Annotated in this window: 5 protein-coding genes; 2 read left to right on the top strand and 3 right to left on the bottom strand. The window is 71.9% G+C overall.

Going from position 1 to position 20,583, the window contains the following annotated elements:
- Window positions 1–257: 257 nt before the first annotated feature.
- Both QBL25_RS07285 and QBL25_RS07280 read left to right on the top strand, forming a co-directional pair.
- On the top strand, window positions 258–1,454 hold the full coding sequence (locus tag QBL25_RS07285; protein ID WP_409056182.1) for a S1 family peptidase: 1,197 nt from the start codon (window positions 258–260) through the stop codon (window positions 1,452–1,454).
- Window positions 1,455–1,715: 261 nt separating this feature from the next.
- Window positions 1,716–2,246: a hypothetical protein gene (locus QBL25_RS07280; RefSeq protein ID WP_409056181.1), complete on the top strand. Its 531-nt coding sequence runs from the start codon at window positions 1,716–1,718 to the stop codon at window positions 2,244–2,246.
- A 382-nt stretch (window positions 2,247–2,628) separates the two neighbouring features.
- Here the strand turns inward: QBL25_RS07280 and QBL25_RS07275 are convergent, their stop codons facing one another.
- Genes QBL25_RS07275 through QBL25_RS07265 form a run of 3 tightly spaced genes read right to left on the bottom strand, consistent with a single transcriptional unit; the run spans window position 2,629 to window position 20,557 of the window.
- Window positions 2,629–3,690 carry a DUF6461 domain-containing protein gene (locus QBL25_RS07275; RefSeq protein WP_409056180.1) on the bottom strand — a complete coding sequence of 354 codons (1,062 nt, stop codon included), beginning with the start codon at window positions 3,688–3,690 and terminating at the stop codon, window positions 2,629–2,631.
- 40 nt (window positions 3,691–3,730) lie between these two features.
- Window positions 3,731–4,105, bottom strand: coding sequence for a hypothetical protein (locus QBL25_RS07270; protein WP_409056179.1), 375 nt, complete (start codon window positions 4,103–4,105; stop codon window positions 3,731–3,733).
- A 51-nt stretch (window positions 4,106–4,156) separates the two neighbouring features.
- On the bottom strand, window positions 4,157–20,557 hold the full coding sequence (locus QBL25_RS07265) for a hypothetical protein (RefSeq protein ID WP_409056178.1): 16,401 nt from the start codon (window positions 20,555–20,557) through the stop codon (window positions 4,157–4,159).
- Between the last annotated feature and the right edge of the window lie 26 nt (window positions 20,558–20,583).

Raw genomic sequence — 20,583 nt, 5'->3', positions numbered from 1 at the left:
GGCCTTAGCTTGAAGCGGCGCGGCGGGTGCCCTCAACCGCGGGCCCGCATTAAGTGTTTACCCCTTTCGCCTTAAGGGCCGGTCCCTCTCCATGCCTTGTGCGATCACCCTTGGCGACGGGATGGTTTCGCCCAACGGAACGGCCCGGGAAATCCGGTGTACCGCGCCGAGATGGATGTTCGGTGCACCAATTGACCCCACCCCGGTGCACCGAACCTCCTTATGCCACCCCCCACTTACCCTTGGAAGGCATTCCCATGGCGCATGTTCGGCATTACCTCCTCGCTGCCGCGGCAGCCGGGGCCCTGGTGGCCACCACGGGTGCCACCGGCGCCCACGCCGACGCGACCCCCGCCCCGCGCTACGAGCCGCAGATGATCGAGGCCCTGGCGGACACCCTCGGCGTGAGCGAGACCGCCGCGGTGCGGCGCCTCGACGAACAGGCCGCCCAGCAGCGGAGACTGGACCGCCTGGAGCGGGACGGCGTCAAGACGGACGGCGCGTTCTTCGACGCGAAGGGCGAGCTGACCGTGAACGTCGGCGCCGCCCGTGCGGCGGCGCAGGTGAAGGCCGCCGGTCTGACCGCCCGCATACCGAGCCGGGGCGAGGCGGAGCTGACGCGCGTCACCTCCGCGCTCGACGAGGCGGCCGCCGAGCGCGTCCCGAGCGGCGTCACCTCCTGGGAGGCCGACCTGGCCTCCGACCAGGTCAAGGTCACCGTGGCCGACTCCGGCACTCCGGCCGCACGGGCCTTCCTGAAGGAGGCCCGCCGGCACGGGGACGCCGTCCGTGTCGTGAAGAGCGGCAAGGAGCTGGAGCCCAAGGCGGCCGTCGCGCCGGGCAGCCGGATGAACATCAACAACCAGCCTGGTTCGTGGTGTTCGGTCGGCTTCGGCGCGCGCAACGCCTCGGGTCGGCAGTACCTCGTCACCGCGGGCCACTGCGTGGTCGGCAACCCGGGCCTCTACTTCAACGGTTCGAAGTTCGCGGCCGGTTCCACGACCCGCTTCGCGCTCGGCCGCAACAGCGTGGACATGGGCCTGGCGACGATCGAGTCGGGCTCCTCCATCACCACGGCGGTCGGCACCTGGGGCAATGGCGCCTCGGTGCCGGTGCGCGGCAGCCAGCGTGCGGCGGTCGGTGCGGCCCTGTGCAAGTCCGGTTCGACGACGGGCTGGACGTGCGGGCGGGTCGGTGCGTACAACGTGACCGTCACCTACACCGATCGCAACGGCGGTCCGGACACCGTCGTCACCGGTCTGGGCCGGTCCACCGTCTGCGTGGAGGGCGGCGACAGCGGCGGCGCGTACATCGCGGGCAACCAGGCCCAGGGCATGACCTCGGGCGGACCGACGAACCAGTCGTGCGGCGGGGTGAACGACGAGGGCTCCTCGTACTTCCAGCCGCTGGACGACACGCTCCGGTACTACGGCCTGACGCTCAACACGAACTGACCCTTCGCCGGATCGCGGGGCCGTTGCCGGAACGCCGGCAGCGGCCCCTGCGGCTTTCGGAGCGGCTGATCTCTCGGCGGCGGATTGTTTTTTTCTGCCCTGCGTAATTTCCGGAAACGCGGGTATCGGGAGTGCCTGAAGCAATCTCGGAGGAGGGCGGAACACATGTCCGTGGGTCTCGGAATCGTCTTCATCGTCGTGGTCGTACTCCTCGTCGCACTCGCATTCGTCCCGTCATTTCCACGGGGACGCGCGGGAAGCATGAGGGACCGGTTCGGTCCGGAACTCGACCGTGCTGCCGCGCATCACCATGGAGACGTCAAAGCGGCGGAACGTGAACTGAAGACGCGGGTACGCCGCTTCGGCAAGCTGAACCTGCGTGCGCTGGCGCCGACGGAGCGGGAGCAGTACGTCACGCAGTGGACCGACCTGCAAGCGAAGTTCGTCGAGAGTCCGGGCGTCGCGGTGGCGCAGGCCAACCGCCTCCTGTCGCACCTGGCAGCAGAGCTCGGCTATCCCGCGGATTCCCACGCGCGGCAGGTCGAGGCGCTGTCCGTCCGCCATCCCGGGCGCGTCGACGGCATGCGGCAGCTGCACCTGGCGGCGCAGCGGGCCGCCGAGGGCGGCGGCACGGTCGAGGAGATGCGTCAGGCTTTCGTCGCCGGTCGCCTGCTCTTCGAGGAGCTGCTCGTGACGTATTCACAGGATGAGGGCGCGGACAAGTCCGTGGCCCGACACCTGGAACGCGTCCCGCAGCAGCGCTCGATCGACCGCACGCGCAGCCTGGGCTGAGCGTGTGAGGTAAACCGAAAGAAGAGATAAAAGTACAGAACTCTGCGTGCGGCTCGTAAAGGAAGGGCGCGCGGGGCGAGGAATGCGGGCCGGACGTGTCCGTGCCGATGTATTGCCGACGTCATTCCGACACAGGGGCGGTCTCCGCGACACCGCGGAGACCGCCCCTGTGTCGTGTCCCGCCCCTGTGTCCCGCCCTTTTGTCCCGACAACAACGGGTCGCGCATCGAACTCGCGTTTCGGGGCAGCAGGAGACCATGAAGATACTGATCGTCCTGGTGGTCATCGCTCTCGTGGCGGCCTGGTACCTGCAATCACAAAAGCGCCGCTGACCCCACGTCCACCACCCCCCGCCCGTAACCCGGATGCCCCACCACGCCCCTCAGCCTTGCCTCAGGGCTGCATCGTGCAGATGTTGGACCATCCAGAACTCCTGGACCAGCTCGCCCTCACCGGTCATCGCGGTGACCAGGGAGCTCAGGATGTCCGGGAGGCGATCCGCCGAGGTGAACCGCCGGCCTTCCGTGACGCACTGCGCGAGGACGCTGAAGACGATGGCTTGCCGGTAGGCGAGCGCGGAGGGCCGCTCCCACTCGGGGGTGAAGTCATCGGCTTCGTGGGCCCGCAGGGCGCGGGCCCGGGAGAGAGCTGCGTCTTTCGCGGCGACGAGTTCCTCGACCAGCCGCTCCCGCGTGGTGGCCGGGGCGCCGTCCCTCGCGACGGCGGCAGCGGCCAGCGGGTGCCCGCGCAAGTCGGCGTGCTCCAGAGCCAGTTCCAGGGCGTGGCGGCGCATCCGCCCCACCTGTGCGGGCCCCAGCTCCGCGAGATAGCTCACGAAGGGCTCCCGCCGGAGCAGGGGGGAGTCGACGAGTCCCTGTCCCAGCAGGTACCGCGGCACCGGCGTGATCTGTACGGCGCGGTGTGGGCCCCTCGCCCAGGTGTCGTCGAACCGCGCACCCGTGGCGCGCTCGACAGCCGCCAGCCCCGAGCTCCAGCCGGCACTCACCCCCAGGGGCAGGCCCTCCAACAGGGGCTCCCAGGCCGCGGGACGGGCTCCGTAGGGGGTGTCGGGCACGACCATGTCGAGCGCGGAGGAGACCAGGCCGTCCTCGGCCAGGCTCAGCCGGGACACCGCGTTCACGTTCCAGAAGGCGCTGGCGGTGCGGCCGAGGCGGGAGAGCGGTCGCAGCACCTCCTCACGGGACCCCTGGAAGTTGTTGCTCTCCACGACGACGACCGCCGGTCCCGACCGGGACACCAGGACGAGGTTCCCCTCGTAGTACTCGCGCAGGTCCTCCAGGGGCATGGGGCGGGCCTGATCGGGATCACCGCCGAAGCCGCGGATCACGTCGTCCGCGTCGTCATGGCACACGGCCGTGAACGTGGCGGCCTCCTGGAGCCCGAGGTCTTCGAGCAAGCCGTCGAGGTGCTGAGGCGAAGTCATGCCTGGATTGTCGCCGCAGCCACTGACAACGAGGCCTCGGTCAGGGCTCCTGGCGGTCCGGCGCCGGGAGGTTTCCGAGGTGCCGGTTCAGTGCTGCCGTACCTGCGGCCATCGTCGCCGCCGCCAGGGCGAAGCAGCCGCAGACGAAGCTCGCCGAATCGATCCAGGCAGTCGGGCTGCCGAACAGGGAGATCGAGAACCGGCACCCCGCGCCGAACACGCCCGCCCCCGCCGCGAGCAGCCATGTGCCGGGAGTGAGCGCGCTCCAGACGTTCCCCGCGGCCATGGACCGGAGGATGCGCAACAGGACTCGTCCGGCGAGCACCACGCAGCCGATGGGAGAGACGACGGCCATCCCCACCAGGAACAGCATGGGCAGAAGCCAGATGCCGGCGTCTTCGGACGAGAGGATCATGGCTACATGACCGCTCGTGCAGCGGAATGGTTGCCCTGAGGCTGGTGCGTCCTAGCCCGTGCCGGCCTGCTGGATGCTGTCGCCGCTGTTGCCGAGCGCGATGTAGGTGCCGATGCGCCGGAAGTCGTTGATCACGCCGAACATGCTCTTGTTCGTCGGCATTAGGGCCCGCAGAGCGTCGTCCGGGGCCAGTTGGGCCAGGAACAGCTCCTTGTACGCGTTGTAGACCCTCGCCGTGTAGTTCGGCTCCTTGGCCGCGTTCATCCGGTAGTCGTTGGTGAGCGCGATGGAAGCGAGATCCATGAGGTAGCAGTCGATCAGATCCGTGACGTCCTTGGCCTTGGCCCCCTCCTCACCCGTCCGCGCTTCCTCCGCCAGGATCCGTGCCATGCCCAGGACGATGTCCCGGTAGATCCGGTGCCTCGTACTGCTGGGGAACGCGGCCATGATGTGGTCGGCCTGGCCCGCGCCCTCCGTGCTCATGACGCGCGGGGTGTTCAGGTCGGCGAGCCCCGGGACGGTCAGCGGGATTCCCTGGAACATCGACTCCTCGTCGGGAATGTCCGCGTTCCGTGAGGCCAGCGGGTGCAGGCCGATCTCGTGGGCGAGCATGCCCATGATGTAGCCGACCTCGTACTTCTCGAAGTAGTAGCTGGCGAGGTTGATGTCGACTCCCGCCTCCCCGCGATCCCTCACGTCGGCCGGCGTCTCCGTCGTCCGCAAGTGCAGGGTGATCCGACTGGGACGGCCCCCGATGTACTCGCGGATCGTGTCGTGCTTCCGCAGCAGTTCGATGACCCGGACCGCCTTGTCCCGGTAAACCTCGTGCGTGTGCTTCAAGTTGGTGAACTCGAAGTTCCCCGACTTGAAGGGGGTGAGGACCGGCTCCGGTGCTGCTGTGGCTTGGGCTGGCGCTGTGGCTGTCGGGTCCGGGTTCGGCGGCCCGTCGGATCCGGGGAGTCGGGGTCGGGCTTCGCCGCTGGTGTTGGTGGTGGGTTGTGGGGGTTGGGGGCGTTGGATGCTGTCGCCGCGGTTGTTGGTGCCGACGCTGGTGGCGAGGGAGGCGAAGTCGCCCAGGACGCCGAAGCGTCCCTTGTCGGCGGGCAGCAGCGCGCGAACAGGGCTGTCCGGGGCGATGTGCTCGGCCAACTGCGCCTTATAGGCGTTGTAGACCTTGGCCGTGTAGTTGGGGTCGGTGATGGCCTTGGCGCGGTGGTCGTTGGTCACCGCGATGGAGGCCAGGTCCATGAGGTAGGTGTCGAAGAGGTCGGTCACGTCTCGGGGTTTGGCTCCTGCTACTCGTACTCGGGCGCGGTGGGCCATGACCTCGGCCATTTCCAGGATGATGTCGCGGTAGATGCCGTGGCGGATGGTGTGGGGGAAGGCCGCCATGATGTGGTCGGCTTGGCCGGCCCCTTCGGTGTTCATGAAGCGGGGGGTTTTGAGTGTTTCCAGGCCTGGTACGAGCAGGGGCATGCCTGCGTAGAGGTCTTCTTCTTCGGGGATTTTCGTGTTCTGTGAGGCGAGGGGGTGCAGGCCGATTTCGTGGGCGAGCATGCCCATGAGGTAGCCGATGTCGTATTTCTCGAAGTAGTAGCTGGCCAGGTTGATCTGTACGCCGTCGTCGCCCAGGTCGCGTACGTCGGCGGGGGTTTCGGTGGTGCGTACGTGCAGGGTCACTCGGACCGGTCGGCCGGCCACATAGTTTTTGATCGTGGCGTGTTCGTCGAGCAGTTCGACGACTCGGATCGCCTTGTCGACGTATGCCTCGGTCTGGTTCAAGTTGGTGAACTCGAAGTTCCCCAGCTTGAAAGGCTGTACCGGTGGCTCCGCCCCCGAGCCGTTCGGCATATGGGCCGGGACCTCGGTGTCTGCCGTGCCGTCCACGCGCGGAAGCGAGATGGGGTCGACCCAGATGGACTCGCGGGTCTCGGCGGTGGCGCCGGTCCGGGCCGCGGCCCAGCTCTGATCGGCCGGGTCGTCGTCCTGCTGAGGCGCCGGGGTCACGTCGCCGATGTCGCCGATGAGCGCTCCCAGCAGGGCCAGGTGACGGTCGCGCAGTCCTGCGGTGGGCAAGGAGGGGACTTCGGGGGCCACGTCGAGGTCGCCCAGGAGGCTCCCGAGGATGTGGGGGCGGTGCGGGGAGACGGCGTTCCGGTACTCGTCGCGCAGGCCGAGCTGGTGGGTGAGCTCGTGCACCAGCTGCACCGGGGCGGCATCCGCCCACCAGGTCGTCTGGTCCATGGCCTTGTCCCGGCCCACCAGGTCCACGGTCAGATGCGGGGCGTCGGCGGGATCGACCCGCTCGACGGTCACGTGCAACCGGTCGCCGTTGAACAGGTGATGCTCGGGGCCGTTCAGGAACTCCGCGACTCCGGCGCTGAGTTCCTCGAACACACGAGTGGCCTGCTCATCCGTGCCGCGCAACGCCACGCGGACGGTGAGGTCGGTGACCGGCTCGCCCCGGTAGGAGAACCGCCGGGCGTCGAACCCGGAACGCACCACGAACCGGGGGCGGTCGTCGTGCGGGACGGGCTTCGGCGGGGTGGCGGACGATTCGAGCAGCGACTCGCTGGGGTCGGTTCCGGTTCCGGTATCGGTTCCGTGGTCGGCTTCAGTCCCGGTATCGGGGAGTCGGGGTCGGGCTTCGCCGCTGGTGTTGGTGTTGGTGGTGGGTTGTGGGGGTTGGGGGCGTTGGATGCTGTCGCCGCGGTTGTTGGTGCCGACGCTGGTGGCGAGGGAGGCGAAGTCGCCCAGGACGCCGAAGCGTCCCTTGTCGGCGGGCAGCAGCGCGCGAACAGGGCTGTCCGGGGCGATGTGCTCGGCCAACTGCGCCTTATAGGCGTTGTAGACCTTGGCCGTGTAGTTGGGGTCGGTGATGGCCTTGGCGCGGTGGTCGTTGGTCACCGCGATGGAGGCCAGGTCCATGAGGTAGGTGTCGAAGAGGTCGGTCACGTCTCGGGGTTTGGCTCCTGCTACTCGTACTCGGGCGCGGTGGGCCATGACCTCGGCCATTTCCAGGATGATGTCGCGGTAGATGCCGTGGCGGATGGTGTGGGGGAAGGCCGCCATGATGTGGTCGGCTTGGCCGGCCCCTTCGGTGTTCATGAAGCGGGGGGTTTTGAGTGTTTCCAGGCCTGGTACGAGCAGGGGCATGCCTGCGTAGAGGTCTTCTTCTTCGGGGATTTTCGTGTTCTGTGAGGCGAGGGGGTGCAGGCCGATTTCGTGGGCGAGCATGCCCATGAGGTAGCCGATGTCGTATTTCTCGAAGTAGTAGCTGGCCAGGTTGATCTGTACGCCGTCGTCGCCCAGGTCGCGGACGTCGGCGGGGGTTTCGGTGGTGCGTACGTGCAGGGTCACTCGGACCGGTCGGCCGGCCACGTAGTTTTTGATCGTGGCGTGTTCGTCGAGCAGTTCGACGACTCGGATCGCCTTGTCGACGTATGCCTCGGTCTGGTTCAAGTTGGTGAACTCGAAGTTCCCCAGCTTGAAGGACCGCAGCATCGGTGCCGGGCCCGGCTGTGACTGCTGCTGCGACGGCGGTTGCGGCACCGGATCCGACTCCGGGGCCGCGGGGACGTCCGTTCCCGTGTCGTTGCCGGACATGGTGCTGAGCTCGTACGCCTCCTCCTCCGCAAGTCCGGTCAGGTCACTGGCCTTCGGGGCAGGCGTCGGTGCCGGGGAGCGGAGGGTCACGGGGACGAAGTCCCCGCCCCGGCGGCGGAGGCGGATGTGCGGGCCGCTGTCGCCGGACGGGCCGGCGTACGTGTGGGCGGTTCCGTTCTCCTCGATCAGGGTGACGGTGGTGCCGGTCGCGGCCGCGGCCCACTCCGCCACCGTACGGTCCGCTTCGGGACCCCACGGGGCCTGGGCGAGGTGGCGGCGGAGGTGGCCGTCGCGGGCGTCCTGGCTGGGCGCGGGGGCGCCTGGGCGGCGGGTGAGCGGCGGCGGGGTGAAGAGCGAGGCGTGGTCGGCCGCCTTGCCCGGGAGGCCGTTGAGACGCATCAGCTGGGCCGGGGGCGCCCCCGCGCGGTTCCGCAGCCGTGCCGCCTCGTGACGGTCCCGTCCGGGCTGATCGGCGGCTTGGAGCAGGGCGTGGGAGAGCGCTCCGAAGAAGCCGTTGCCGCGGCCCGTGGGCACGCCCTGCGTGTACGTCGCGCCGTCGGGTGCGGTGAGGACTCCGTCGCGGTCGAGGCGGTAGCGCGGGTCGCTGCTGTCGGCGGGCGGCATCCAGGGCGGCGTGGTGTGGCTGCGGTGCGCGGACGGCTTTGCCGGCGGCCCCTCTGGCGCGGGAAGCGTGGTGTCGGTGTCCACGGCTCCCGTGCGTGTACCGGACCCGGCGGCCGTCGCCGTCGCCGTCCCCGGGAGCGGGACCGCGGCCGGGGGCGGGGTGCCGGGCGGGAGCGCGGCGGAGAAGAAACCGTCGGCGGCGAAGAGGGCCGGTGTGGTGTTCGGGTCGACGGCGGCCGGGTCGGTGCCGTGCGGCAGGAAGAGCTGCTCGCGTCCCTCCCCGGTGACCACGGTGAGCGGAGTGCCCAGGACGCGGGCGGCGAGGGCGGGCAGCAGATCGGCGCCGCCGTGGTCGCCCGCACGCCGCTCGGGAGGAGCGGGTTCGCCGTCCGGAGCCGCAGAGCCGTCCCGCGAAGGGGCAGCGGCAGGGGAGCTCGCGACGGGCTCGCCCGCGAAGGGCCGGGACAGGGCCGTGACGGCCAGCGCCACCCGCTGCCCGGGCGTGGGCCAGAAGTTCTGCGGGAGCCGGCCGAAGGCGTCGAACTCCGCCTGCTGGGCGGGGGTGAACTCGATGCCGGCGGCGTCGAGTTCGTCCTGCGTGAAGGTGTCCGCGGCATCCAGGGCGAGGGCGTCCAGCAGGTCTTCGTTGCCGTCGTCGCCCAGCGCCCAGGCCAGGCGGTCGCGGGCGGCGCCGATGGCCTCGGCGGTGACCACGGGGTCGCCGGGCGCGTTCGTGAACCGCTCGGCGAGATCGGTGCCGAGCAGCTGCGGCAGACGTCCCGGGGCCTCGGCGGCGGCGAGCAGCGCGTGGAAGAACGAGGCGCCGTCGTGCGGCATCTCGTGCACCTCGCGCACCGTGGAGCCGTCCGGCGAAGTGATGGTGCGCGGGGCGGAGTCGGTGGCATCGGTGACGGTGTACGGCTCGGGGGCCTCGGAGCGCCAGGCCGGCTCGGTGTACTCCTGCGGCCGGTCCGGCACCGGGACCGAGACCGAACCCTGGTGGTGGGCGGTGAGGCGGGAGGCGGCGAGGTGCAGCCGGTGGTGGTCCGCGGCGGCGGCGTCGGTGCGCTGCTCCCAGCGGTGGACCTCCTGGCGGGCGGCCTGCCAGGCGACGACGGCCGGGGACCAGAGCACGTCCTGCGGCAGGTCGTCCGGCGGGCCCGAGTTGTCGTCGCCGAGTGCGTCCTGCTCCTGCGGGCTCAGGTCCAGCCACGTCTCGCGGGCCCGCGCCCGGGCGTCGTAGTACCCCTTCTCGGCCGCCGCGAGATCGCCCGCGGCCTTGGCCTGGTCGTCCCAGGCCGCGAGCACCTCGTCGGTCAGCGTGGTGTCGTCCAGGAGGCCGTGGTCGCGGGCGATGTCCTCGCGCAGCCAGACGAGCGCGGTGGTCTCGGCCTCGGCGGCGCGCGGCCCCCGCTTGGCCTTGCCGAGCGCGTGCAACGGGCGGCTGTCGGTGAACCGGTGGTCCACGTCGGCCACCGTCAGCCAGCTCACCGGCACCGCGAAGAGCATGCTGCGGTCGGTGACGACCTTGACGTGGGTGCCGAGGGTGGTGTCCGCGGAGCCCTTGTGCGTGGTGCCGTCGTTCGAACCGCCGATCGGGACGGTGGCGCCCGGGTTGGTCACACCGGCGTTGCTGTTGCCCGCCAGGGGCGCGGTACCCACGGCGCCCTCGACGTTGTCGGTGATGCCGGACTCCGTCGCGTCGGAGGTCTTGGACCGCTGCATGGCCTCCATGCGCGGCTTGTTCTCCACGGCGAGCAGCCGGGCGCCGCTGCGGTGCATCTTGGCGTAGAGGCGGGAGTCGGCGGTGTGGGACTGGCCGAAGAGGTGTGCGGAGGCCTGGGCGGGCAGGGAGGTGCCGTGCGCGCCGAGCGCCTCGCGGAAGCCCGCGGTGAGGCCGACCTGCGTGGTGGCCTCGTGCTGCGCCTGGCCGGGGGCCGTGCCGATGCCGGTCAGCGAGGTCAGGTGCGCCATGCGGACCCGGCTGTCGAGGACGCTGCCGGTGTGTCGCTGGCCCAGGTCGCCGTCGCCGAGGCCGTCGGCGCGGGCGGTGGCGAGGGTCAGGGCGTCCTGTACGTTGCCCGCGCCGCGGATGTCCACGGCGAGGATGCCGGAGCCGATCACGTCGTCGAAGCGCAGTACGTCGGAGTCGGCGCCCGAGGAGCCGGGGGCGGGGGATCGGGGGGAGGCGGTGGACGTGCGCCAGGCGGCGATCCCCTCCGGGCGGGCGCCTTCGGCGGTCAGCATCCGCACCGCGCGCTCGGGCTCCGGCACGTCCTGCTCGGTGAGTGCCCCGTCGGCGCCGGGCCCCTGCGGCGTGAGCAGGCTCGCGGGAAGGAACTCGTTGAGGCTGCCGACCGGCACGGCGTCCACGCGGGGAGCGAGCGGATCACCGGCCGCGTCCGTCATGGTGACGGTCAGGGTGTAACTGGTGACGATCTCCGCGTGCGCCTGGGTGGTGGCGATGTTCGGCATCGCGGTGGAGCCCGCGGTCTCGGTCCGGGTGCTCGACCGCTGTTTGGCCGCGGTCCCCTGGAGCGACGGATTGGCGATGAGGATGCCGTTGTCCGCGGCGCGCTCGCCCCCGCTGAGCGTCACGTCGGCCCCCCGGTCCTGGGAGGTGCCCGTAGCGCCGTCGCGGGCGGTGGTCCGGTAGTCCTCCAGCTCGAAGCCGGTGCGCAGCCGGTCCACGGTGGTGGTGACCGGGGTCAACTGGAACCGGAGCTGGCCAGGGCTGCCGCCGACCGGCAGATGGAAGGGACGCGACCAGCTGCGGTAGCGGACCGGCAGGGTCAGCCCGTCGGTCGTCAGCTCGTGCAGGTGGGCGCGGAGGAAGTCCGGCGAGAGCCGCTGAAGGACCTGCTCCCGGTCGTGCGAAGGCACCCCGATCTTCTCCAGCTGCGCGGTCAGCTGCTGCGCCGCCCGGCCGGCGTCGAGCTGACCGCTGGGGTGGGTGGGGAAGCGGCGGCCGCGCAGGAACGGGGGCAGGCGGTAGCCGCCGCCGAGGTTGTGCGGGGTTGAGGTGCCCAGGCCGTCCGGGGCGAGCCCGGCCTCGATGACGTCCTGCATGGGCAGGTGGAACATCACCGCGTCCCGGACGCGCCGGAGCGCGGCGGCGGCCCGGCGCGGGGCGAGGCCGTTGCCCAGGCGCTCGGAGAGCCGTCCGGCCGCCGAGCTGATCCTGGCTCCGGCGCGGGTGCCCACCGTGCCCATCGCGGCCGTCCAGCGGTCGCGCACGGCGACGGTCTCGGTGGCGTCGGCGACGACCAGGTACATGCGCCCGGCGTAGGAGAGCGTGGTGTTGCGTCCGCGGGTGAGGGTCCGCGAGACGCTGCGGCCCTTGCCCCAGGCGTACTGAAGGGCGGTCGAGTAGCTGCCGACCACCGCCTGCTGGCCGGGGGCCTGCTTCAGCGGCATCTCCGTGCCCTGGAGGCCGAGCGTGGTGTGCGAGACGGTGCCTGTGCTGCCGAGGACGCGGTGCTCGTTGCCGATGGTGGCTTCGAGGCTGGCGGGCTTCGGGTCGCTCTTGACCCGGAAGTCGTGCAGTTCGCCGCGGACCGCCGCCTTGAGGTAGTGCGTCCGGAACGGTCCCGCGCCGTTGAGCCCGGTGACACGGGATCCGAACGGGCCCAGATACTGGCCGAGTTGACCGGCCACGCTGAGGTTCGCCATCGCCCGGCGCAGCGCCGTGCGCACCGGGGTGCCGGGCGCGCTGACGTGCCAGGAGGTGCCCGACGCGCGGTCGGCGGTGTCCTGCGCGAGCTGCTGGCGGCCGGGGCCGCCCTCGGCACTGAGCACCACGTGCGGCACGCTCAGAAGCTTCCCGGTGAGCTGCCGGTCGGCCGCGTCCGTCCTCGCCAACGGGCGCGTCCCGTCGAGGAGTTGGTCAGCCTCTACGGAGGAGAGATGCTGCGGCGGAGTCGGAGTCGGAGTCGGAGTCGGAGTCGGAGTCGGGGCCGGTGCCGTCGTGTTTGCCGGTGTCGTACCGGCGGTCGACGGATCGGCGGTCGGCGGATCGGCGGGCGGTGGGTCGACCGGGGCGTGGCGGTCGGAGCCGTGCGCGGCCGGTACGGCGAGCTCCACCCGGCCGATGGTCTCGTTGCCCCGGCTGAACAGGGGCCGCTCCTCGACCTTGCTGACGAAGACCCCCGCGCCGAGCAGACCGACGGAGGCGAGTCTGGCCCAGCCGCGCGGGCGGCGGTGGCCCTCGAAGGTCGCGCCCAGTTCCACCTGGTAGCTGTAGAGATCGGCGCCGGTCTGGAACATCAGGTGGTCATGGGTGACGGCGACCGTGTTCCGCGTCGCCTTCTGACCGGTCTTGGAGGTCCGGACGCCGACCGCCACGCTGCCGGCCTGGCGCGGCAGCCCGAGGTCGGCCACCTTGTCGTGGTCGCGCGGCGACACGCCGAGCTCGACGCCGCCGGACAGGGTGGTGGACGCCTGCTGCCCCTGGCCCGACACCTCGGTGCCGATCACCCCGTTGCGCAGGGAGCGTTCGCTCATCGTGGCCTCGAACTGCCGGTCGGTGAGGCGCGCCCGCAGGATGAGCGTGTGGTGGCCGCGGCGGACCTTGCCGTCCTCGGTGAGGGTGACCGGGACCCCGGTGGTGGTCAGGTCGTCCAGACTCTGCGCCAGGCTGGGCCGGTTCAACGCCTCACGTACCTGGCGGTCGTTGTGCAGCGCGGTCCGCATCCGCCCGTCGCCGTACCAGAACTTGGCGAGCCGCGGATGCCGCAGCACCAGCGGCGGTATGAAGAGGGACGGGTGGGAGCGGTGGAGCGTGTCCAGGACGGTGTCGGCGAAGCCCCGCATGGGGTCCGGGGGAGTGACGGGCGGTGCGGGGGGCCCGGTCTGCGACTGCGGCTGCGGAGGCTGGGTCTGGGGCTGAGTCTGAGCCTGGGTCTGGGTCTGGGTCTGGGGCTGGGACTCCGTCTGTGTCTGTATCGGCGTCGGGGTCGGCGTATGTATCTGGGTCTGGGGACGGACAGGCCGGAAGCCCTCGGCGCGGACCTGGCCGCTCAGGTGCACCGGGTCCTCCCGCGAGAGGTACCACGGAACCGGCGGCCGGGCGTCCGGGTCGGGGCCCGTCTGGCCGGGCGTGCGGCTGTCCCAGCCCGCGAGGCGGCGCGCGTCCTGGGTGGAGATCCAGTCCAGGCTGACCACCCGGACCGGACGTGCCGCAGACGCCGGTTCGCCGGGCTTGCGGACCATCAGGGTGCGTTCCACCCGGTAGAGCGCCACCGGGTGGTTGCGGACGCGGCCGGTGGTCTTCCGGGCCGCGTCGGTGCCGAGGTAGTGGCCGCGCCCCGTGGTGAGGTCGGCGCGGACCAGGGGGCCGCCCTGGAGGCGTACGTCGGTCTCCGGGCCGATGAGGGTGTAGTTGGGCCCGGCGGTGAGCTGAAGGCCCAGGCGGGTGTCACGGACGTGGCCGCGTTCGTTCTGGTAGGTGGTCTGGGTGAGGTCGCGCACCTCCGCCTTGACCGACTCGGTGACCAGGGTCGCCCGGTGCGGGACCGAACGCTCCACGATCAGATGACCGAGCGGGTGCTGTCCGCTGCCCCGGGTCAGTTCGGGCCCGGTGACCGGCCCGGCGAACCGGCCGAACAGGGCGAACAGCCGCCCCGGCCGGACGTACGACACCAGCGTGCGGTGGGCCGAACTTCCGGGCCGCGCACCGAACATGGTGAGCGCCATGTCCTCCGGCGGGTCGGTCAGGTGCAGCCCGGTGGTGTCGGTGACCCGCGGCTCGACCCCGTCCGGGAAGGTGAGCGTTTTCGGTGCCCGCCGGGGCCCGGCGTAGGGAATGGTCAGGTCGTCCGGCAGCCGCCAGCTCAGACCGTCGCGCATCGCGAACTGCGCGGTGTGCACAGGGGTGCGCCGCCAACGGGGCGTCGGGGCGGCCGGGTCGGGACGGCTTCCGGAAGCCGTCCTCGTCGACGGGGCCTCGGTGACGCGGTCCACCCGCACCCGGTAGTAGACGTCGTCCAGGTGCAGGTGCGAGCCCTCCCAGTTGCGCCACTCCGACTGGTGGTACGCCTGAGTGCCCTGCGCGTAGTCGGTCCTGCGGGTCCAGCCCAGCGAAACACCGATCTTCAGGAGCCAGTTGAGCGGCGGCCCCATGCTGAGCCCGCCCGCGATCCGCCGCCCGAACCCGACGCTGCGCCCACCGCCCATGCCGCCCTGGCCGCGCCGCATGGTGTCCACCCGGACGGTGGCGTCGCCGACGTTGGCGAAGCGTTCCCAGCGGTGGTACGGGATGGCCTCGACGGTCATCTCGTGGCCCACGCCGGACTTCTCCCGGCCCACGAAGCGCGCACCGCGCGGAGCGGTGAAGGCGGCGGGCTGCTCGGTCAGCAGGCGCAGCAGTTCCGCCTCGTCGAACTGCGCGCGCAGCTTCGCCGGCAGCTTGCCCAGGATCTCCTCGGCCACCTGCTCGGGTGAGCGCAGGGTGGTCTTGCCCGGCCCGGCGAAGAGCCCGGCCGGCCGGTTCCGCGCGGGCCCGGCGGTACGACCGCCCGGCGTACCGCCACTTGGATCCGTGCCCGGGTCGTCGCCCGGATCGGCGTCGGGGCTCAGCAGGATCGCGGGCAGCCGGCTGCCGTCGTCGAAGGTGACGGTGGCCGGTGCCGGGCCCGGCGGCGGGGCGTCCTGGCCGGTCAGGAGGCGGGTCGGGCGGTGCCGTTCGAGCTGGGTCTCCAGCGGGACCGGGTCGCCGCGGTCGGGGGCATCGGGATCGGGTCCGTCGAGATCGGTGATCCCGCCCATGCCGCGCAGCCACTCCCCGAAGGGGTCGGAGCCGTCGGGGTCCTGCGTGGCCGCCGGGTCCGGGGTGGGGGCCGGGTCCGAGCCGGTGGCCGGGTCCGGTACGGGGGTGAGCGGCGCCGAGGCCGGGACCAGCGCGTCGAAATGGTCGGTGCCGTTGTAGGCCAGGTGCAGGGTGCCGCCCCGGCCGCCCGGGTTGAGGGTGTTGACGAAGGTGCTGCCGGAGGTGCCCGGTGTGTGCCGGTCGGGCTGGACGAGCCGCAGGTCAAGGTCGAGGGTGTGCGCGAGCGCTTCCGGAAGGAGATCGGCGAAGGGAGAGGCCCACAGCGCGGAGAGTTCCGCCGCCGAGGCAACGAGTTCCTTGGAGCCGAGGCGCCACGCGTCGGCGGGGGTGGGCGCCACGGTCGCGAGCTGCGGGTAGTCGCTCGCGCGCAGGATCCGCTGCCATGCGTCGGCATTCCCGTCGGCCACGACGTCCTGCGCGATCCGGTTCCACTCCCGGGTGATCCGGTCCTGCTCGGCCGGGTCCCGGACCCCCGCGACGGCCCGCATCCGCAGATCGTCCACGACCGCGAGGACCGGGTCCGGTATCGCCACCGCCACGGCGTCGCCCAGCTCGGACCCGGTGATCCGGTCCCTGAGCAGACCGCGCAGCCCGGCCACGTTCCGCGCGGCCCAGGCGGGCGGCACGCTCTGGCTGCGCGCACTGTCGAGCAGCGACCGGAACAGGCAGTTCCCGCCGCCCGGTGTGTCGAGCCGCCGGAAGGGCAGACCGTCCGCGTGCACGGTGGCCGTGGCGCCGGGCGAGACCTTGCTGAGCAGGGTCAAGTCCTCGGCGAGGCTCTCCGGGCGGCCCGCGGCGGGCGCCAGATCGGGCCTGCGGCGGGCGAGTTCGGCGGTGTCCTCGGAGCTCAGGCCCAGCTCCGACAGCGGGAGCGGGGTGGTGGAGAGCGACCAGGTGACCTGCGCGGAGGGCGCGTAGGCCAGGCCGCGCACGTCTTCCTGCGAGACCATGGTGGTCGGCGGGAGCGCGGGCGGAGGCGGGGGCACCAGGGCGTCGAGCGTGGTGTCGGGCCCGGCGACGGAACGCAGCTCGGCCGCGGCCCGCAGGAACTCGGTGTACTGCTCGACCGTGGGACCGGCCTCCGCGTCGATGCGCGGCCCGCCCGCCGGGCCGCCCCGGTCGACGACCATCCGGCGCAGCAGGTCCGGGGTCATCCGTCCGTCGCCGTAGCGCGCCGCGGTGTCCGGGCTGAGCCAGCGCAGACCGTCCACGAAGGCCAGTCCGGCGAGCAACTCCCGGTTTTCCGGGGCCTGTTCCGCCTCCGGCCCGAGGGCGTCGCGCAGGGTGCGGATCTGCTGGAGGGTACGGGCCCGGGCGTACGCGTCGGCGGGTCCCGGTCCGGCGTGCAGGCCGGCGTCACGTGCCAGACCGTCGAGGGCGTCGCCCGCGGGCTCCGGCATGAAGAGCCGCCAGCGCCCCGGCCCGTCCGGCCCCTCGGTGAGCACCGCGCGGACATCGCCGTCCCGGTCCCGGGCCGTACCCACCTCGGTGGTGGGCGCGTACACCGGCCGCCCGGTGCGGTTGGCCACGTGCTGCGCCACGGGCAGGCCCGCGATGGCGGGCTGCTGTCCGGTCTCGCAGGAGAACAGCACCAGCGGCCGGTCCTGATCGCCGTCCACGGCCCAGGACTTGAGCACCTCGCCGAGCTGCACACCGCTGACCTTCACGGTGGGGTGCCGGGCGTCTTCCGTCCCGAGCGTGACGGTACGAGGGGTGGCGTGCGCGGCGAAGTAGTCCGCGCCCTGGTCGGTGCCCGAGCCGGGGAGAGCGGTCGGCGGGCCGGTGAAGACGGTACGGCGGACCGGGGGTAGGGCTGCTGACTCCGGATCGGAGTCAGCGGCGGGAGCCGATGTGGTGCGGACGCCGCGGAAGGTGTCCTGGCCCAGCAGCGCGCGCCGCCCCTCAGCGTGCGCCGTTCCGTCCTCGGCGATGCCCTGCGAGATGGTCAACGTCCGTACCGCACGGCCAGGTTGAGGCGCCGAGGCCGTGCTCGGCGTCCAGCGCCGCAGCTGTGCGACGGGCACGGTGTGGCCGTCCAGGGTGGTGACCACCGGGTCGCCCGACGGCCGGGCAGGGCTGCTCACGCCGTCCGCGGGCCGTACGAGGATCCGGCCGGTGGGCGGGGGCGCCACGGGCGGGGGCGGCGGGGTGCTGTCCGGAGTGACCGTGGTCGTGGTCGACGCCGTGGCCGAGGTCGTGGTGATGTCCGGCGGGGGCGGAGGGCTGCCGTCCGGGCCGGGTCCGCGTCCTCCGCCGGGTCCGGTGGCGTGGCCGCCGCCGGTGGTGTCGCCGTTGCCGTTCCCCGACTCCAGGTGCAGGTCGGTGGCCGGTTCGTGCCAGGGGCGGGACAGGGTGGCGAGCTTGGCCGCGGCAGGCAGGCCGGAGTCCGTGGAGTCGGCGGAGCGGGTGCTGATTCCCTTGCCGTCGAGGGAGGCCGGGCTCTCCGAAACCGTCTTCGGCGAGGGCGACGGTGATGGCGGCGAGGCGGGGTCGGTGCCGGACTTGATGTCGTCGCCGTCGCTCTGCCCGGTGCTCTGCGTGACGGGCGCCGGGCCCAGAGCGTCGGCGAGCGGCAGCAGTACGTCCGCGCCGGGGAACGCGGTGTCAAAGGCGCCGGGGTCGCCGTCCGGCGTCGCGGTGGCCGGCGGACCGGCGAGCGGGCGGGCCCGGACCGGAGCCCCCGGCCCCTCCCGGGTCAGCTCGACGGCGGCGCGCACGGGCCGCCCCGACCCGTCCTGCGCGACCGGGGGCCCGAGCACGACGGCCCGGTCGACCCCGGCCCCGTCCAGCAACTCCGCCGCCTCCGGCGAACCTTCCCCGGGTGGGGGCACCTGGGAGACGACGATCGTCAACGGCGGTGCCTGCGTGGGCGAGGGGCCTGCGGCAGCGGCAGCGGCAGCGGGATCGGTCTTCACGTCGCCCGACGGCCCGCTGAGGTCGCTGATGTCGCCGCCGGCGCCGGTGCCGACGTACGAGCCGGTGGTGCTCACCTTCGGCGGAGCAGCCGTGAGCGCGTCGGCCGAGCGGTCCGATTCCGGTGCGGCGGCGGTATCCGGAGACGTGCTGGTCACCGGTGGCGTGCTGGTCTCCGGAGGCAGGGCGTTCTGCGGAGGAGTACTGGTCTCCGGCGAGGTGGCGCTGTCCGGTGTGGTGCCGGTCTCCGGTGAGGCGGCGACCTCCGGTGTGGTGGTGGTCTCCGGTGAAGCGCCCGTCTCCGGTGGCTGAGCGGCCTGGGGAGTCTCGTCCGGCGTGGTGGTCTGCGAGCCGTCCGCGGGGGCCGTCGTACCGTCCGGCTCAGGGGCGCCCTGGGTCTGTGCGGGCGGCGAGGAAGCCTGGTTGTTTCCACCGGTGGGGGCACCACTGGCCCGACCACCCGAGCCTGTGCCCGTGCCCGTACCCGTACCCGTACCTGAGCCTGTGCCCGTACCAGCACCCGTACCCGTACCAGCACCCGTACCTGTGCCCGCACCGCTACTCGTGCCCGCGCCCGCACCCAAACCAGTGCCCGCACCCGCACCCACACCCGCCCCGGGCGCGGCAGAGTCGCCGGGGCCGTTCGCGGGGGCGGGCCCTGAAGCCCCGCCGGGCAGTGGCGCGTCCACCGTCACCGGAGCGCCCAGGCCGTCGAGGGCCCGGCGTACCTGATCGGCGTCGATCTGTGCGTCGGCGGTGTTCCCCGCGGGCACCACCCGGACCTCCGGCAGCTGCGAGAGGTTGCCGTGCAGGGTGTCGCGGACGCCGATCTCGTTGCTGCCGGGCGGCTGCGCCCCCCGCAGGGCGGCAAGCTCGCGCAGGGCTTCCGCGCGGACCTCGGCGGGCCCCTGGTGGACCTGCTGCCACAGCTCGTTCTCGGCGGCGGTCGCGGGCATCGGGCCCGGCGAGTAAGGCGGCGGGGCCACGGTGGAGTAGGGCGGGGGGTTCAGGGCGGAGTACGGCGGCGGCAACTGGCTGCCGGTGAAGTCGCCCGGGCCGGTGTTCTGCTGGACGCCCGGGGGAGGGGAGGTGAGCGAGGCGCCTGCGCCGCCCGAGAAGTCCGAGAAATCCGTGCGCGAGGGGCCCTCGGCCCGGTCGGAGTCGCCGCCGTCACGCGAGCGCGCGGGCCCGTCGGAGTCGCGCGTGTCCGAGTCGGTGTCGCCGCCCGACACGGTCGGCGGCGGCTGGTTGCGCAACTTGTCGATGGCGTTGCGCAGTTCGGCGCCGCTGTTCAGCGCGCCGTCGGTGAGCGTGGACTCGACCTGGCTGCTGATGCCCGCGCCGACGAAGGTGGACCAGCTGGTGGACCAGTCGCCGTCGAAGGCACCCTTGATGAGGATCTCCGCAAGTGCCTCGCCGGAGCCGGCCGCGAGGAAGTCGGCCGTGCCCTTGATCCCGTAGTGCCCGGCCAGCGCGCCCGGCCGGTCGGCGTTGTTGCGAAGGAGCTGGTTGTTCCGCCACAGGTTGGGGTTGTTGCGGAACGAGAGCGGATTGTTCCTGAGGCCGGGCCCGTTTCCGTACGGTCCGTTCCCGTACGGCCCGTTCCCGTTCGGGCCGTTGCCGCGAGGGGGGTCCGGGGTGGGGCCTGCGTTGGGGCCGGGGCTCGGCGTGGGATTCGGCCTGGTGTTCGGGCCGTTGTTCTTGAGGTCGAGGTTCGGCGTGTTCGAACCAGGGGGGTCGAACTTGAAGTCGCGGTCCGGGCCGTTCTTGAGGAAGTTGTTGTCGTAGCTCTTGACGATGTTCTTCGCGAAGTCGTTGAAGATGCTGGTGAAGGCACCGGCGGCGGCGCCGAACGCCGCGGACTTGAGGATGTCGTTCCAGTCGAAGCCGTCGGGGCGGCGGCCGTCCGGGGCGAAGTTCATCATCGCGAGGCGCACCGCGAAGGTGGTGAACGCCTCGGCGAACGCCTCCGTGAGCGAGGGCGCGATGTGCAGCCGCTGGAGCAGATGGCTCAGCGTGGTGAGGATCATGAACCGGCTGCGCAGCTTGGCCATCATGATCTGGCTGGCCGACGCGCCACCGGTGAAGAAGGACATCGCCAGATAGATGGCGATCTCGATGAGCAGCCGGATGACCTCGGCGATGACCTGCCACTTGGACTCCATGATGTCCATGGAGGTCTTGCGCCGGCCTTCGGCGATCTTGTCGAGCTGCCCGGCGAACTCGCGCAGGTAGTTCTTGCCGCCGTCGTCGGTGAGCGTGCCCATCGCCTTCGCGTACGACTTGGAGAGGTCGTCCGGCATGGACTCGGCGATGTCGTGGACCGACTTCTCGATCAGCGAGGAGATCCGGTCGAGCTTCCGGCCGAGACCGGAGTACGGCCTGCGGCTCTCGTAGGCGAGGTCCTCGTCGGCGTCGATGAGCTTCTCCCCGGTGAGGATGAAGATCATCGCGTTGACCTCGGGCGAGACCTGGATGCTCATCGCCGACCGCCCCGGGGGCCTCGCGG

The organism is Streptomyces sp. SYP-A7185 (genome assembly GCF_046103685.1).
Lineage (GTDB): Bacteria > Actinomycetota > Actinomycetes > Streptomycetales > Streptomycetaceae > Streptomyces.
This window is presented reverse-complemented; position numbering and strand designations above follow the sequence as displayed.

Coding starts and splice junctions, on each gene's coding strand:
- QBL25_RS07265 (WP_409056178.1), bottom strand. CDS start 20,557: ATGAGCATCCAGGTCTCGCCCGAGGTCAACGCGATGATCTTCATCCTC.
- QBL25_RS07270 (WP_409056179.1), bottom strand. CDS start 4,105: ATGATCCTCTCGTCCGAAGACGCCGGCATCTGGCTTCTGCCCATGCTG.
- QBL25_RS07285 (WP_409056182.1), top strand. CDS start 258: ATGGCGCATGTTCGGCATTACCTCCTCGCTGCCGCGGCAGCCGGGGCC.
- QBL25_RS07275 (WP_409056180.1), bottom strand. CDS start 3,690: ATGACTTCGCCTCAGCACCTCGACGGCTTGCTCGAAGACCTCGGGCTC.
- QBL25_RS07280 (WP_409056181.1), top strand. CDS start 1,716: ATGAGGGACCGGTTCGGTCCGGAACTCGACCGTGCTGCCGCGCATCAC.